We start from the raw sequence: 15,784 nt of genomic DNA on the forward strand, positions 1-15,784 counted from the left end.
CTAATGCGGCGAACGGGGTGACCGTCGGTCAGGGCAGGGGAGCGGGTAGGCAGGGTGCGCCGCGCGCACCGGCGATCGAGCGCTGCGCGGCGCGGACCTCGGACTATCGGCGTGGAGAATTCACTGAGCGTCCTGAACCTTGATACCGGCGCCGCAGTCATACCCCGGCCCTTTCCCTCACACTTATCCACACGCCCATTCATGCACCCGATCCGTCGATCCCTTCGCCTGCTCCCGTTGCTGCCCGCCGCCCTGACATCCCTTTTCGCCATTCCCGCCCAGGCGGGTGATGAGCGGCAATTGCTGGCCGCCATCAATGACTACCGAACCCACAGCCAGCGCTGCGAATGGAGCACGATGCGGGGCGCGCCGCCGCTGGTGCTGAAATCGAACCTGGCGCTGCCGGTGGGTTACTCGGGGGCGTTGCGACGCGGCTTGCGCGATGCCGGCTACCAGGCTGGCGAGGTGCGCAGCATCCGCCTGGCCGGGGCGCGGGATGCCAGGTCGGCATTCGCCATGCTGCGCGACGACTATTGCGCCGACCTGCTCGACAGCCAGGTTTCCGATATCGGCATCAGCCGCAGCGGCAACCAGTGGCGCCTGGTATTGGCCCGGCCCATGGCCAGCGCCCAACTGGGGGATTCCCGTTCGACGGGGCAGGCCTTGCTGGCGCAGGTCAACGCCGCGCGGGCCAAGCCGCGCATGTGCGGCAGCAAGCGTTTCGCCGCCGCCCGGCCGCTGAACTGGAGTTCCGCACTGGCGAGTGCCGCCCAGCAGCACAGTCGCTCCATGGCCAACCGCGACTACTTCTCCCACCAGGGCCCGGACGGCGACTCGCCCTTCGACCGGGCACGCGATGCGGGCTTTCGAGGACGCCAGGTGGGTGAAAACATCGCCGCCGGCCAGGGCTCGCCCCGCGCGGCCATGGACAGCTGGCTGGCCAGCCCCGGTCATTGCGCCAACCTGATGAACCCGAAGTTCACCCAGGTCGGCGCCGCCTATGCCTCACAGGTGCGCAGCGAAAACGGCATCTACTGGACCATGATGTTCGGCGCGCCCTGATCCGGGGCGCTGCAAGGGATCACTTTTCCCGCCTGGACGGCTTCAGCAGATTGTCGCGCAGCCTGGTGACGGCCTTCTGCATCTGCACGAACTCATCCGGCGAGAGACCGGTCGAGTCGTTGAGGCTGGCTTCCAGGCTCTGTTCCCGCAGGCTCCGGCCTGCCGGGGTCAGGCTGACCCGCACCTGGCGTTCGTCTTCGGGGTCGCGCTGGCGCTGGAGCAGGCCCATCGCTTCCAGCTTCTTGAGCATCGGCGTGAGGGTGTTCGATTCCAGGAAGAGCTTTTCGCCCAGGCTGCCAACGGTCTGATTGTCTTCATCCCACAGCGCCACGATGGCGATGAATTGCGTATAGGTCAGCCCGAGCTGCTCAAGGACCGGCTTGTAGGCCTTGCCGAAGGCGAGGTTGGCTGAATACACCGCAAAACACAGGAAATCCGAGAGCGGTGCCGGTTTGCTGCCGGGCTTTTTTCCGTCGGGCTTCATTTAGTTCCTCGTTGGCCATTGGGCTCATGTCCTGAAAGGAAGGACTATAGGTCGCATGCGAGTTAGTCGGAAGGGCCGGATTTCAACTTGCCGGGAAATACCGGCGTGGATCAGGTCCTTCGGCAAGCACCCGCCTGGGTCAAATGGATCATGGTCATTTCCTCGTGCGGTCGATGGTCCCGCGTTATCGCCATCGATTTAATCGCTCGCTATGCAAATAGTCCCCATGCAAGCCACCGACCGGTACTCCCCCGGACTTAACCGCCGACCCCTCCGCGTCGCCCTTCAATCCAATGCCAATTTGCAATCACGCGATCACCCTCAAGAATGAACAGGGTCGGCAAAGGGATTTTCCATGACCCCCATCTCTGCATTCCCCAGGCGAGTCCAGCAGCTCTGGCTGTCCCATGACCTGGCCCTGATCGGCCAGCGTCGCGAGCGGCGCATGCGGCTGCTGGCCAGTGGGCTCATGGTGTTCATGGGGCTGTTCTGGGGCGCTTACTTCGTGCAGCGGGGTGCCTGGGGCATCGTGCTGATGGATCTGGTGCTGATCCTCTGCGGGCTCGGCGTGTTCGTCCTGACCCTGCATAACCAGGCGCGCAGCGCCAATCTGTTGCTGTTCGGCCTGCTGATGGTGGTCATCCTCGTCTCGACCCTGGTGCTGGACGTGCCGACGCCGGCGGCGCCGCGGGCGACGCACCTGTACCTCCTGCCGCTGGCCGTGGCCGCGTTGATGGCCTTTCGCGACGACCCCAGGTGGCTGCGCTATGGCGTCACCTTGCTCTGCCTGGCGCTGTTCACCGGCCTGTCCGCGACGAACTGGAGCCCCATCACGGGCTACAGCCTGCCGGATGAGGTGCGGGTGATCGGCTCCTGGGTGCAGGGCATAGCGTCGGTGTCGATGTTCTTCATGCTGCTGCACATCCTGCAGACCGACGCCGCCGAGCGTTCGGAGCTGGACCACGACCTGCGTACGGCACTGCGGGACGAACAGTTCGTCCTCTACTTCCAGCCGCAACTGGACCGCGCCCGGCGGGTGGTGGGGGCGGAGGTGCTGATCCGCTGGCGGCATCCACAGCGCGGGCTGGTGCCACCAGCCGAGTTCATCGACCACGCCGAGAAGACCGGGCTGATCATTCCCATCGGCCAGTGGGTGCTGCAGCAGACCTGCGCCCAGTTGCGGGCCTGGAAGGCCGAGCCGGCGCTGGCGGATATCGGCCTGGCGGTGAACATCAGCCAGAACCAGTTCCGCCAGGCCACCTTCGTGACTGACGTGCTGGCGATGATCGGGGAGCACGGCATCGAAGCGCGCCGGCTCGAATTGGAGCTGACCGAAACCCTGATCGTGCAGGACATCGAGGACCTGACGCGGAAAATGACGGCGCTGGTGCAGCAGGGCGTGCGTTTCTCCCTGGATGATTTCGGCACCGGGTTTTCCTCGCTCAGCCACCTCAAGCGGCTGCCCTTGAGCACGCTGAAGATCGACCGCTCCTTCATCTGCGACGTGCTGACCGATGCCAGCAGCGAAACCATCGTGCGGACGGTCATCGCCCTGGGGCAGAGCATGGGCATGACCGTGATCGCCGAAGGGATCGAGACCGAGGCCCAGCTGCGTTTCCTGGCCAGCAATGGCTGCGGGCAGTTCCAGGGCTATCTGTTCAGCCGGCCCGTGCCGCTGGCGGAGTTCGTCGAGTTCGTGCGGCGCTGCAACCTGCCCCGTGCGGAGGAAGCGACGGTCGGGACGCCGTAATTCCAGGCCGCGCCTACACTTGCCGGGCCGTTTTGCTCTCATCTCTCCCACCCCGCGCGACGGATCCGACTTTCCGAAGGAGGGCCCCTGATGATCAACGCTCACACGGCCAGGATGCTTGCCCACTACAAACAATGGGTCGATGAACGGCTGTTCGATGACCTGGCCGGGTTGCCCCCGGGCGAGGTCGGCAAGGAGCGCATCTCCCTGTGCAAGAGCATCATCGGCACGCTCAATCACATCTACGTGATCGATTGCATCTGGCGTGCCCACCTGGAGGGCAAGTCACACCCCTACAAGACGCGGCTGGAAGTGCCGCACCCTGAACTGGCCGAGCTCCGGGAGGCCCAGGCGTCCATGGACGACTGGTTCATTTCATGGAGCGCCGGGCAGACGGATGCCTCGCTGGCCGAGCCGGTGGAGTTCGTCTTCTGCTCCGGCGACCCCGGCGTGATGATGGCCGGCGCCATGCTGATGCACGTGGTCAACCACGCGTCCTATCACCGGGGCAGCGTGGTCCAGATGTACGCCGAGATTCCGGCGAAGCCGCCCATCACCGACCTCCCCGTGTTCCTGCGCGAGACCCATCCCCGCTACGCGGCGGGCTGATTGGGCATCGGCGGCGCGGACATGTGCTTCATGATCAGCTCGCGCAGCCAGCGTTCGGCGGGATCGTTGTCGGTGCCGCTGCTCCACACCATGGACAGCTCCGAGGTGTAGATGGGGAAGGGCGGGTCGTCGGCGCGCAGGCCGCTACCGTCGATCAGCGCGTCAGCCGCGTAGTCCGGGACCGTGGCAAGCAGTTCGGTTCCCGCCAGGATCGAGCGCAGGCTGCCGAACTGCGGCACCGCCAGCACCACGCGGCGGCTCCTTCCAACCCGTGCGAGATCGTTGTCGATGTTGCCGCTCAGGTCGCCGGAGAACGAAATCAGCGCATGCGGACGCGAGCAGTAATCGTCCAGCGTCAGCGCCCCGGGACGGTCGTCGCCGCGCAGGATCTTGCAGCGCAGGTTGCGCAGCCGCTTGCGCTTGGCGTTGGCCGGCAGCTCCGTGGTGAAGCTGACGCCTACCGAGATTTCCCCGGAGGCGAGCATCGAGGACATGAGCAGGAAGTTGACCCGGCGAACCACGACTATGGCCTCGGGGGCTTCCTCGCGCAGTTGGGCGAGCAACGGCGGGAACAGGCCGAACTCGACGTCGTCTGACAGGCCGATGCGGAAGGTATTGCGATAGGTCGCCGGGGTGAAGTCCTTCGCCCGGCTGACGGCGCCGGAGATGGAGTCCAGTGCCGGCTGCAGTTCCTCGAGGATTTCCAGCGCGCGCTTGGTGGGTTCGAAGACCCTGCCATTGCGCACCAGCAGCGGGTCGTCGAACAGGTCGCGCAGGCGCGCCAGGGCGGCGCTGACGGCGGGCTGGCCGAGGAAGAGCTTTTCCGATGCCCGGGTGAGGTTCTTCTCGTACATCAGGGTTTCGAAAACCACCAGCAGGTTCAGGTCCACACGTCGCAGATCGTTCCGGTTCATCCGGCGCCTCCCACAGGCTTTGGCTGAATTGATTGAAGCGCCTTGCTGGCGCCTGGCAATGGCGTTGCCGGGCGATCCCCTTGTTGTGGCGGGTTACTTGACCGCCTTGTCCTCGATCAGGTCGGCGTCGAACAGGTGCTCCAGTTCGGAGCGGGCCTCGCGGGCGGTCTGGATCACCGCGGCATCGTCGTCATAGACCTTGTGCTGGGCCGCCAGGACTTCCTCGTCATGGCGCTGGAAACGACGGATGCGCGCATTGGCCTGGTCTTCGTCCAGCCCCAGGCCGAGCAATGCCTGGCGGCTCATTTCCAGGGCGGAGTGGAAGGTTTCGCGCACCGGCACTGCGCCCATGTCCAGCAGGCGGTGGACGTGCTGGCGATTACGCGCGCGGGCGATGACCTTGAGGTTCGGGTAGAGGCGCTTCACCAGCTCGGTGAGCTTGAGGTTGGTGTCCGGGTCGTCGGTGGCGATGATGAGGTACTCGGCCTTGCCCACCTTGGCCGCGCGGAGGATCTCCGGGCGCAACGGGTCGCCGTAGTAGATGGGCATGCTGCCCAGGCTGCGACCGTACTCGATCATGTCTACCGCAGTGTCCAGGGCAACGAAAGGAACCTGCTGGGCGCGCAGTACCCGCGCGATGATCTGACCCATGCGCCCCATGCCGGCGACCACCACGCGTGGGGCGTCGCTGTCGATGCGCTGGTACTCCGCCGGCACTTCCACCGGCGCCGGTGCGACGACCAGGCGGCGGAAAAACGCCAGCACCAGCAGCGGTGTGACCGCCATGGACAAGGTGATGCTGAGCACCAGCAGGCTGTGCAGGCGGGCGTCGAGCATGCCTTGCTCATGGGCCACCTTGAACACCACGAAGGCGAACTCGCCGCCGGCGGCCAGGATGATGCCCAGGCGCAGCGCGTGGACGCGGTCCAGCCCGCCGGCATAGCGGCCCGCCACGTAAAGCAGGGGCAGCTTGAACATCAGCAGCAGCACGGTCAGCACCAGCACGGCGAAGGGCTCGTTCAGCAGCAGGCTGAGATCGGCGCTCATGCCCACGCTCATGAAGAACAGGCCCAGCAGCAGGCCCTTGAACGGCTCGATCTGGGCTTCCAGTTCGTGGCGGTATTCAGAGTCGGCGAGCAGCAGGCCGGCGATGAAGGCGCCCAGGGCCATGGACACCCCCGCCAGTTCCATCAGCCAGGCGGTGCCCATGACCACCAGCAGGGCGGTGGCGGTGGAGACTTCCAGCAGCTTGGTCCTGGCGACGATGCGGAACACCGGGCTCAGCAGGTAGCGGCCGCCGATGATCACGGCGCCGATGCTGCCCACTGCCAGGAGGATGGCCTGAGGGTCGATCTCGTCCGCTTCCAGATGGCCGGCGCCACTGAACAGTGGCAACAGGGCGATCAGCGGGATGGCGGCGATGTCCTGGAACAGCAGGATGGCGAAGGCCAGGCGACCGTGGGGACTGGTGAGTTCCTTGCGTTCGGCGAGTATCTGCAGGCCGAAGGCGGTGGAGGACAGGGCCAGGCCGAAGCCCAGCACGGCAGCGGTGTTCAGGGATTTGGCGAATACCAGCCAGGCCACCAGGCCGACGGCCAGGGCGGTGAGCAACACCTGGGCCAGGCCCGCGCCGAACACAGAGCGGCGCATCACCCAGAGTCGTCGCGGCGAGAGTTCCAGGCCGATGATGAAGAGCAGCAGGACCACCCCAAGTTCGGAGACGCGCGCCACGCTCTCCGGGTCGGTGATCAGCCCCAGCACCGACGGTCCGATCAGCACCCCGGCCAGCAGGTAGCCCAGCACCGCCCCCAGTTGCAGGCGCTTGGCCAGGGGAACGGTGAACACGGCTGCAAACAGGAATACCACTGCTGCCTGCAGCAGGCTGCCTTCGTGGTGCATGCATCTCTCCTTGGTCCGACGTCTTGAAGGGGCGACATTCTAGAGTAGAGCGGGCACCGACGCAGGGGCCGCGCCATTACGACGCGGCCCCTGGATGGCTCACTTGGTGAGGGTGTTGTAGGCGGTGATCAGGTTGCGGTAGTCGGGGATGTGGTTGGAGAACAGCGCGGCCAGGCCCTCGATGTCGTTGCGCCAGTCGCGGTGCAGTTCGCAGGCCACGCCGAACCAGGTCATCAGTTGGGCGCCGGCGGCTTCCATGCGGCGCCAGGCGGCGTCGCGGGTCACTTCATTGAAGGTGCCCGAGGCGTCGGCGACGACGAAGACATCGAAGCCTTCTTCCAGTGCGGACAGGGCCGGGAAGGCCACGCAGACCTCGGTCACCACGCCGGCGATGATCAGCTGCTTCTTGCCGGTGGCCTTCACCGCCTTGACGAAGTCCTCGTTGTCCCAGGCATTGATGTTGCCGGGGCGGGCGATGTACGGGGCGTCTGGGAACTGCTCCTTCAGCTCGGGCACCAGCGGGCCGTTGGGGCCGGTCTCGAAACTGGTGGTGAGGATGGTCGGCAGCTTGAAGTACTTGGCCAGGTCACCCAGGGCCAGCACGTTGTTCTTGAACTTGTCCGGGTCGATGTCCCGCACCAGGGAGAGCAGGCCGGCCTGGTGGTCGACCAGCAGCACGGCGGCGTTGTTCTTGTCCAGACGCTTGTATTGGAAAGACATGGCATTTTCCTCGCTTGGTTGAGCGTCCGCCCTTGCGGGGCGGGCGCAGGAATTTCTCAGCGTTGCGAATCCAGCACTTCGTTGTCCCTGGCCACCTGCTGGGCTTTTCCGTAGCTCTCGATCAGCAGTTGGTAGTGCGGGAATACATGACTATAGGCTGCGGCCCACTCGGCGGCGTCGGGGCGGTTCCAGGTGCGCTGCACCTCGGAGCAGACGGCGGCGGTATCCATGGGCACCACGCCGGCCTGGACGACGCGCGCCAGGGTGATTTCCTGGGCCATCTTGGAGTAGGTGCCTGACGCGTCGATGACAGCGAATACCCGATAGCCGGCACTGACCGCGCTGATGCTGGGGAAGGCCATGCACACGCCGGTGATGGTGCCGGCGACGATCAGGGTCTTGCGGCCGGTGGCTTCCACCGCTGCGACGAACTCGGGGTTGTCCCAGGCGTTGATCTCACCCTTGCGTGCCACGTAGCGGGCATGGGGCGCGGCTTCGTGGATCTCCGGGATCAGCGGGCCGTTGGGCCCCTGGGGCACGGAGGCCGTGGTGATCACCGGCATCTTTGCCAGGGTGGCAACCTTGGCCAGGGTGATGGCGTTGGAGCGCAGCTCGGTCATGGGCATGTCCTTGACCGTCTGGAACAGCCCGCTCTGGTGATCGATCAGCAGCATTGCGGCGTCATCCGGGTCGATTCGCGGAATCTGGCCGTTGAAGTTGGCGACTTGGGCGAAGTTGTTCATGGCGTTTCCTCTTTTCTCCGGGTGAAGGCCGTCCTGGCCGGTGCGGTTTCCCGCCGGCCCACGCATCCGTCGTGGGGGATTGACCAGGCCGGGCAGCGCCCGGCCGGCATGTGACTGTCAGTCGTTCATCCGGCCGAAGCGGCCGGCCTGGAAGTCCTCGATCGCCTGGCGTATTTCGGTTTCGCTGTTCATCACGAAGGGGCCGTAGCCGACGATCGGCTCCTCGATGGGCTCGCCGGAAAGCAGCAGCACCAGGGCCTGGCCATTGGCCTCCAGCAGCAGCTCATCGCCGCCTTGCTCGAACAGCACCAGCTGCCCTTCGCGCACCAGTTCGTCACTGTTCACCAGCAAGGTGCCGCGCAGTACCACCAGCGCGGTGTTGCGGCCGGGGCGCAGGTCTAGGGTCAACGGCTTGCCGGGGTTCAGGCGGATATCCCACACGTCCATGCCGGTGAAGGTGCGTGCCGGGCCGCGCCGGCCGTCGAATTCGCCGGCGATCAGGCGCAGGCTGCCTGCCTGTCCAGGCAGGGGCAGGTTGGGGATGTCGGCATCCAGGAGGGTCTGGTAGCCGGGCGCGGCCAGCTTGTCGCGGGATGGCAGGTTGACCCAGAGCTGGACCATCTCCAGGGTGCCGCCGCGGCGGCTGAAGGCCGGGGAGTGGAACTCCTCGTGGAGGATGCCCGAGGCCGCGGTCATCCATTGCACGTCTCCCGGGCCGATCAGGCCGCCGGCGCCGGTGGAGTCCCGGTGTTCCAGCTCGCCCTGGTAGACGATGGTCACCGTTTCGAACCCCCGGTGCGGGTGCTGGCCGACACCACGCGGGCGCTCGGCCGGGGCGAACTCTGCGGGGCCGGCGTAATCCAGCAGCAGGAAGGGGCTGATGTGCTTGCCCAGGCTGTCGTAGGAAAACAGTGTGCGAACCGGGAAACCATCGCCCACCCAATGGGGCCTGGGGCTGGTGTAGATGCCACGGATCTTTTTCATGGTGTGCCTCCTGTAGTGCATGGGGCACATGTTGAAACTGCAACACTGACTCCGGTAGACCCACTAAATTGATCTCAGAGTCCTATTTGGAGAACGCTGGTGGAAGACCTCAACGACCTCTACTACTTCGCCCAGGTGGTGGAACATGGTGGATTCGCCCCCGCCGGGCGGGCGCTGGACATGCCCAAGTCCAAGCTGAGCCGGCGCATCGCCAGCCTGGAGGAGCGTCTCGGCGTTCGCCTGATCCAGCGTTCGACGCGGCACTTCTCGGTCACCGAGATCGGCCAGGAGTACTACCGCCATTGCGTGGCGATGATGGTGGAGGCCGAGGGCGCCGCCGAGGTGATCGAGCGCAACCGCTCGGAGCCCCAGGGCGTGGTGCGCATCAGTTGCCCGACGGCGCTGCTGGACTTCTGGGTGGGGCCGATACTGAGCCGGTTCATGGTGAAGTTCCCGCTGGTGCAGCTGCACATCGACAGCACCAACCGCCAGGTGGACCTCATCCAGGAAGGCCTCGACATCGCTCTGCGGGTGCGCTTCCCGCCACTGGAAAGCACCGACCTGGTGATGAAGGTGCTGGCCAACAGCACCCAGTGCCTGGTGGCCAGCCCGAGACTGCTGGAGAACATTCCGTATCCCCTGGTGCCCGCGGACCTGGCGAGCCTGCCAAGCCTGCACTGGGGCACGCCGCTTCGCGAATACATCTGGCAACTGGACGGCCCCGACGGCGCCAGCGCTGCGGTGCGCCATCATCCCCGGCTGGTCACCGACGACTTGCTGGTGCTGCGTCAGGCAGCCGAAGCGGGGGTAGGGGTGGTACATATTCCGTGGGTGGTGGCGCGGGAAGAGCTGGCCAGCGGCCGATTGGTACAGGTAACGCCTGACTGGGCGCCGAGAACCGGCATCGTGCATGCCGTTTTCCCCTCCCGGCGCGGACTGTTGCCTTCGGTACGGACGCTGATCGACTTCCTGGCGGAGGAGTTCAAGGAAAGCGGGATGATGTGAGAGCGGGTGAAGGGTATCGGTCTTGGGGTGATGGCTCCTGAAACCGCCTGCCTTGTGGGAGCGAATTCATTCACGATTGAAATCGCTCCCGCAGATGATGCGCACTGCTTTTCCTGTGGGGGCGATTTCATTCGCTGAGCAGGCCGAAGGGCTGCCCTTCGAGGCTGCAGGGGGCAACGGTGTTGCCCTTGGCGAATGAATTCGCCCCCACGCATGGTTCCCATCAGAAAGCGAAGCAGGAACAGCCCAGCGCGCCCCAGAAGCCCTGGTAATCACTCACCGGCACACTCGACTGGCGCGCCCGCTCGTGGCTGTGGGCATGCACGGCGCAGGCGCCGACGCACTGGTGCACCTGGGCGGCGAGTGGCGCGGCGGGCTTCCAGTGGCCGGGCACCTTGGCCACCGGCGACCATTCGGGCAGCACCGGCACCTGCGGCGGGCCGAGCTTGTCGAACTCGGCGGCGGCATGGACCACCTTGCCGTCGACTATGGTCAGCACCGACTCGATCCACTTGATGGCTTCTTCCTCGACGCTGAAGAAATCCGCCGACAGGGCCGCCACATCGGCCAGTTGGCCCACCTTGATCTGCCCCTTCTTGCCCTGCTCGCTGGAGAACCAGGCGCTGCCATGGGTGAACAACTCCAGGGCGGTGGCGCGGGACAGGCCCTGGGGATACAGCTCCAGGCCGCCCACGGTCTTGCCGCTGACCAGCCAGTAGAGCGAGGTCCAGGGGTTGTAGCTGGACACCCGGGTAGCGTCGGTGCCGGCGCCCACCGGCACGCCTTCGGCGAGCATGCGCTGGATCGGCGGGGTCTGCTCGGCGGCCTTGGCGCCGTAGCGGTCGACGAAGTACTCGCCCTGGAAAGCCATGCGGTCCTGGATGGCGATGCCGCCGCCGAGGGCGCGGACCCGCTCGATGTTCTTCGGCGAGATGGTTTCGGCGTGGTCGAAGAACCAGGGCAGGCCGTTGAACGGGATGTCGCGGTTGACCTTCTCGAACACGTCGAGCATGCGCGAGATGGATTCGTCGTAGGTGGCGTGCAGGCGGAACGGCCAGCGCTGTTCCACCAGGTGGCGGACCACCGGTTCCAGCTCCTGCTCCATGCTCGGCGCGAGATCCGGACGCGGTTCGAGGAAGTCCTCGAAGTCGGCGGCGGAGAACACCAGCATCTCGCCGGCGCCGTTGTGGCGGAAGAAGTCGCTGCCGTCGCCCGGTTTCACCACCTTGCTCCAGTTCTTGAAGTCGGTGAGTTCTGCCTTGGGCTTCTGGGTGAACAGGTTGTAGGCGATGCGCACGCTCAGCTGACCCTGGTTGGCCAGTTCCTGGATCACCTGGTAGTCGTCCGGGTAGTTCTGGTAGCCGCCGCCGGCATCGATCGCGCTGGTCAGGCCCAGGCGGTTGAGTTCGCGCATGAACTGGCGGGTGGAGTTGACCTGGTACTCCAGCGGCAGCTTCGGCCCCTTGGCCAGGGTGGCGTAGAGGATGGTGGCGTTGGGCCGGGCGATGAGCATGCCGGTGGGGTTGCCGTTGCCGTCGCGCTGGATTTCGCCGCCGGGCGGGTTGGGGGTGTCCCTGGTGTAGCCCACCGCCTTCAGCGCGGCACGGTTGAGCAGCGCGCGGTCGTACAGGTGGAGGATGAACACCGGCGTATCCGGCGCCGCGCGGTTGATCTCTTCCAGGGTCGGCATGCGCTTCTCGGCGAACTGGAATTCGTTCCAGCCACCGACCACCCGCACCCACTGCGGGCTGGGGGTGCGCTCGGCCTGGTCCTTGAGCATGCGCAGGGCGTCGGCCAGGGAGGGCACGCCTTCCCAGCGCAGTTCGAGGTTGTAGTTGAGGCCGCCGCGGATCAGGTGCAGGTGCGAGTCGTTGAGGCCGGGAATGACGGTGCGCTGCTTGAGGTCGATGACCTGGGTGGCGTCGCCGCGCAGGGCCATGGCTTCGGCGTCGGTGCCGACGGCGAGGAAGCGGCCGTCCTTGATGGCCACGGCGCTGGCGGTGGGTTTCTCGCGGTCGACCGTGTGGAAGCGGCCGTTGAACAGGATCAGGTCAGCGGACATGGAACCCCCTGAGGTGGCATGGGCGGAGCCGGCGGCGCCGGCGAAAGGCAGTGCGGACCAGAGTGCGCCAGCGGCGCCCAGCACGGTGCTGGCGGCGAGGAACTGGCGGCGGCCGTTGCTGGTTGGGTCTTCGCTCATGGAACCCTCCTTGGACTTAGGGTCGGTTCAGCCAGCCGGCGAAAAAACGTGTCACCGGCGGCATGAAAAGATAGACAACCAGCAGCACGATGCTGGCGGTGATCACCACGTTGCTCACCACATAACCGCCGAGCCAGGGCTGCAGCTTGAACAGTGGCTGCCAGAGCAGCGGCACCAGCAGCGCCAACGGCAGGATGACCAGGAAAGTAATGCAAGCCTGTTTCCAGCGGGGCGGCTGCGGCACGTCGGCCGACATCGGGGTGAACCAGAATTCCCGCTCGGGATTGATTTCCACCTGGTCGCCATCGGCCAGCAGGTGGCTGACTTCCTCGATCAGCAGACGGCGCTCGGTGGAATCCAGCCAGGCCTGGAGCCGGGATGTGCTGGCGAAGCGCAGGACGCAGGTGAACAGGTGCAGGCCATCCTTGCGATCCCGTACCACATCGATGCCGAGGTGGCCCGGATAACCCTTGGCGATGCCGATGATGCGGCGCAGCCAGCCTTCGTATTCCTGTTCCCGGCCTTCCTTGACCCGGTGGCGGATCAGCAGGGTGACGATATCGTCGGTGCTCATGGCGACGTGCTCCGTGCAAGGTGCGGAGGAAGGCCGGAGGCGCTGGTCGCCTCCGGCCTTGCGGCTTACTTCACCTGACGCTGGGGCGCCTTGTGCACCAGGGTGTAGGCGTAATCCACGCCCATGCCGTAGGCACCGCTGTGTTCGCGCACCAGGTCCATCACCGCGTCGTAGCTTTCGCGCTTCGACCAGTCGCGCTGGTACTCGAGCAGGACCTGCTGCCAGGTCACCGGAATGGCGCCGGCCTGGATCATGCGCTGCACCGACATGTCATGGGCTTCCTGGGAGGTGCCGCCGGAGGCGTCGGTGACGATGTACACCTCGTAGCCGGCTTCGATGGCCTCCAGGGTGGGGAAGGTCAGGCACACCTCGGTCCAGAGGGCGGCCATGATCAGTTTCTTGCGGCCGGTGGCTTTCACCGCGGCAACGAATTTCTCGTCTTCCCAGGAGTTCATCGAGGTGCGCTCGATGGGTTGCTGGTCCGGGAACACACCCAGCAGTTCCGGCCAGATGTAGCCGCTGAAGCTTTCGGTTTCGACGCTGGTGAGGATGGTCGGGACGTTGAAGATCTTGGCGCTCTTGGCCAGGGCCACGGTGTTGTTCTTCAGTTGCTGGCGGTCGATGGACTGCACGCCGAAGGCCATTTGCGGCTGGTGGTCGATCAGGATCAGGGCGGAGTTGGTCGGGTTCAGCAATTCGCGGATGGACATGGCATTTCTCCTGGAGCGTGAGTTGTTTGATTTCTTCCTGGCCGGTGCCTCCGCGTTGGAGGCTGTTTGGTTCCGACTTGGGATGAATTCTGTACTTGCTCATTTGGAGAGACAATTAGGCATAATTGAACTTCATTGATTCTTTATTGGAGACATTGATGGACAGAGTCGAGTGCATGCGCGCCTTCATCGAGACCGTGCGCAGCAATGGTTTCGCCGCAGCGGCGCGGGCGCTGGACCTGCCGCGCTCCACCGTGAGCAAGCAGGTACAGGCGCTGGAGGACGCCATTGGCGTGCAGCTGCTGGTGCGCACCACGCGCAGCCTGCACCTGACCGAGGCGGGGACGGAGTACTTCGAATCGGCGCGGGACCTGCTGGCCGCTCTGGACGAGGCCGAGCAGCGGGCGCGGGATGGCGTGGGGGAGTTGCGCGGGGTACTGCGGGTGAACGCGCCCATGTCCTTCGGTCTGCGCAAACTGGGGCCGCTGATACCGCTGTTCCACGAGCGGCACCCGCAGATCGAACTGCAACTGGTGCTCAGCGACCAGCAGGTGGACCCGGTGCGCGGCGGCTTCGATGTGACCATCCGCATCGCCAGCCTGGCGGACTCGTCCATGGTGGCGCGCACCATTGCCCCGGCGCCGCGCTACCTGGTGGCTTCGCCCGCGTACCTGGAAAGGGCCGGCATGCCGCAGTCGCCGGAGGACCTCGCCAATCACGCGTTCCTTGGATACGGCTATCTGCAGAGCGGCGTCAGCCTGGCGTTGAGCAACGGCGAAGAGACCCGTCGCGTGCAATTGAGCGGTCCACTCCAGGCCAACAACGGCGACTTCCTCGCCCAGGTGGCCGAGGCCGGCATGGGTATCGCCCTGCTGCCGAGCTTCATCGTCGACGACGCCCTGGCCGCCGGGCGGCTGGTGGCGGTGCTGTGCAAATGGCAGGCGCCGCCCATCAGCATCAACGCCGTCTACCCCTCGGCCCGCCGCACGCCACAGAAGACCCGAGCCTTCATCGACTTCCTGGTGGAGGAGATGAGCAGGGCGAATGAGCGGGTGGGGTGTCCTTAGTGGGGGTGAACAACGATTGTGGGAGCCAATTCATTCGCGAATGAATTCGCTCCCACAGGCTGGGGCTGGTTCAGCGAGCGCCGACGCCTCGTCCTGCCCAGCAGAACAGGGCGTGTTCCCCACTGCGCAGGGAATCGACCGGCGTGCTGCTGTCGGACCCTGCAGGACGTCAATGCTCAGCTAGCTTGTAAGGATCGGATTCCCACACACAGGAGCGGGTCATGGCGAAAGGCAAGAAAAAGGCCGCCGGCGAAGAAAAGGCGGAGCAGGCAGCACTCGGTCGCAAGGAGTACGAAAGCGAGCTCAAGCGCCTGCATGTGGAGTTGGTGAAGCTCCAGCAGTGGGTGGTGGACCAGGGACTCAAGGTCTGCATCGTCTTCGAAGGCCGCGACGGTGCCGGCAAGGGCGGGACCATCAAGGCCATCACCGAGCGGGTCAGCCCCCGCGTATTCCGGGTGGTGGCGCTGCCGGCGCCGACCGAGCGGGAAAAATCGCAGATGTACATCCAGCGCTATCTGGCCCATATGCCAGCGGCTGGTGAAGTCGTGATCTTCGATCGCAGCTGGTACAACCGCGCCGGTGTCGAGCGGGTCATGGGGTTCTGCACTGAGGCGCAAGCACACAAGTTCCTCACGGTCACGCCCTTGTTCGAGAGGATGGCGGTCGAGTCCGGAATCATCCTTATCAAGTACTGGCTGGAAGTGAGTGCCGAGGAGCAGACCCGCCGTCTCAAGGACCGCATCGACGACGGGCGCAAGATCTGGAAGCTGTCGCCCATGGATCTCAAGTCATATGCACGCTGGGACGACTACACCCGTGCCCGCGATGAAATGTTCGCCGCCACCGATTCGTCATGGGCGCCCTGGTACATGGCGCATTCGGAGGACAAGCGGCGGGTACGGCTGAACATCATCACCCACCTGCTCAAGCAGATCCCCTACAAGGACCTGACCCGCGACCAGAAGGTGGTGCTTCCCAAGCGCGGCAAGCTTGGCAAGTACAAGCCCGCTCCCTATCCGTTCCGGCTTGTCGAGGAAATCTTCTGATCGCGCCGCACCGGGCG

At 65.4% G+C, this 15,784-nt stretch carries 15 protein-coding genes; 6 read left to right on the plus strand and 9 right to left on the minus strand.

Annotated elements, in window-relative coordinates:
* Nucleotides 1–201: 201 nt before the first annotated feature.
* Complete coding sequence (locus FXN65_RS06475; RefSeq protein ID WP_151132263.1) at nt 202–1,062, plus strand: CAP domain-containing protein; 861 nt, start codon at nt 202–204, stop codon at nt 1,060–1,062.
* Between the two features lie 19 nt (nt 1,063–1,081).
* Here the strand turns inward: FXN65_RS06475 and FXN65_RS06480 are convergent, their stop codons facing one another.
* Nucleotides 1,082–1,546, minus strand: coding sequence for a MarR family winged helix-turn-helix transcriptional regulator (locus tag FXN65_RS06480; protein WP_151132264.1), 465 nt, complete (start codon nt 1,544–1,546; stop codon nt 1,082–1,084).
* Nucleotides 1,547–1,901: 355 nt separating this feature from the next.
* On the opposite strand from FXN65_RS06480, the gene FXN65_RS06485 reads away from it, so the two are divergent.
* The gene (locus FXN65_RS06485) at nt 1,902–3,296 is read left to right on the plus strand and encodes a putative bifunctional diguanylate cyclase/phosphodiesterase (protein WP_151132265.1); all 1,395 of its coding nucleotides are present in this window, start codon (nt 1,902–1,904) and stop codon (nt 3,294–3,296) included.
* Between the two features lie 90 nt (nt 3,297–3,386).
* Nucleotides 3,387–3,905, plus strand: coding sequence for a DinB family protein (locus tag FXN65_RS06490; protein WP_151132266.1), 519 nt, complete (start codon nt 3,387–3,389; stop codon nt 3,903–3,905).
* On the opposite strand, the gene FXN65_RS06495 is transcribed toward FXN65_RS06490, so the two are convergent.
* The 5 genes from FXN65_RS06495 to FXN65_RS06515 form a co-directional block, all read right to left on the minus strand.
* Nucleotides 3,890–4,819, minus strand: coding sequence for a LysR family transcriptional regulator (locus FXN65_RS06495; RefSeq protein ID WP_151132267.1), 930 nt, complete (start codon nt 4,817–4,819; stop codon nt 3,890–3,892). The two genes, FXN65_RS06490 and FXN65_RS06495, sit on opposite strands and share 16 nt — an antisense overlap.
* Before the next feature lie 93 nt (nt 4,820–4,912).
* Nucleotides 4,913–6,718 carry a monovalent cation:proton antiporter-2 (CPA2) family protein gene (locus FXN65_RS06500; protein WP_151132268.1) on the minus strand — a complete coding sequence of 602 codons (1,806 nt, stop codon included), beginning with the start codon at nt 6,716–6,718 and terminating at the stop codon, nt 4,913–4,915.
* A gap of 99 nt (nt 6,719–6,817) precedes the next feature.
* On the minus strand, nt 6,818–7,438 hold the full coding sequence (ycaC, locus tag FXN65_RS06505; protein ID WP_151132269.1) for an isochorismate family cysteine hydrolase YcaC: 621 nt from the start codon (nt 7,436–7,438) through the stop codon (nt 6,818–6,820).
* A 56-nt stretch (nt 7,439–7,494) separates the two neighbouring features.
* Complete coding sequence (locus FXN65_RS06510; RefSeq protein ID WP_151132270.1) at nt 7,495–8,181, minus strand: hydrolase; 687 nt, start codon at nt 8,179–8,181, stop codon at nt 7,495–7,497.
* 117 nt (nt 8,182–8,298) lie between these two features.
* Nucleotides 8,299–9,165, minus strand: coding sequence for a pirin family protein (locus FXN65_RS06515; RefSeq protein WP_151132271.1), 867 nt, complete (start codon nt 9,163–9,165; stop codon nt 8,299–8,301).
* Between the two features lie 96 nt (nt 9,166–9,261).
* Here FXN65_RS06515 and FXN65_RS06520 point away from each other — a divergent pair, with 96 nt between their 5' ends.
* Complete coding sequence (locus tag FXN65_RS06520; protein ID WP_151132272.1) at nt 9,262–10,170, plus strand: LysR family transcriptional regulator; 909 nt, start codon at nt 9,262–9,264, stop codon at nt 10,168–10,170.
* Nucleotides 10,171–10,393: 223 nt separating this feature from the next.
* Here FXN65_RS06520 and FXN65_RS06525 read toward each other — a convergent pair whose 3' ends face one another.
* The 3 genes from FXN65_RS06525 to FXN65_RS06535 all read right to left on the minus strand — a co-directional run bounded on the left by FXN65_RS06525 (nt 10,394) and on the right by FXN65_RS06535 (nt 13,654).
* Nucleotides 10,394–12,370, minus strand: coding sequence for an amidohydrolase (locus FXN65_RS06525; protein WP_151132273.1), 1,977 nt, complete (start codon nt 12,368–12,370; stop codon nt 10,394–10,396).
* A 16-nt stretch (nt 12,371–12,386) separates the two neighbouring features.
* Nucleotides 12,387–12,944, minus strand: a complete 558-nt coding sequence (locus FXN65_RS06530) for an antibiotic biosynthesis monooxygenase (protein ID WP_151132274.1) — start codon at nt 12,942–12,944, stop codon at nt 12,387–12,389.
* A 65-nt stretch (nt 12,945–13,009) separates the two neighbouring features.
* The gene (locus FXN65_RS06535) at nt 13,010–13,654 is read right to left on the minus strand and encodes a hydrolase (protein WP_151132275.1); all 645 of its coding nucleotides are present in this window, start codon (nt 13,652–13,654) and stop codon (nt 13,010–13,012) included.
* A gap of 158 nt (nt 13,655–13,812) precedes the next feature.
* On the opposite strand from FXN65_RS06535, the gene FXN65_RS06540 reads away from it, so the two are divergent.
* Nucleotides 13,813–14,721 (plus strand): LysR family transcriptional regulator, encoded by a 909-nt coding sequence (locus FXN65_RS06540; protein WP_151132276.1) that lies wholly within the window; start codon nt 13,813–13,815, stop codon nt 14,719–14,721.
* Between the two features lie 221 nt (nt 14,722–14,942).
* Complete coding sequence (gene ppk2 / locus FXN65_RS06545; RefSeq protein ID WP_151132277.1) at nt 14,943–15,767, plus strand: polyphosphate kinase 2; 825 nt, start codon at nt 14,943–14,945, stop codon at nt 15,765–15,767.
* Nucleotides 15,768–15,784: the final 17 nt, after the last annotated feature.

The sequence above is a fragment of the Pseudomonas lalkuanensis genome (assembly GCF_008807375.1).
Classification (GTDB): domain Bacteria; phylum Pseudomonadota; class Gammaproteobacteria; order Pseudomonadales; family Pseudomonadaceae; genus Metapseudomonas; species Metapseudomonas lalkuanensis.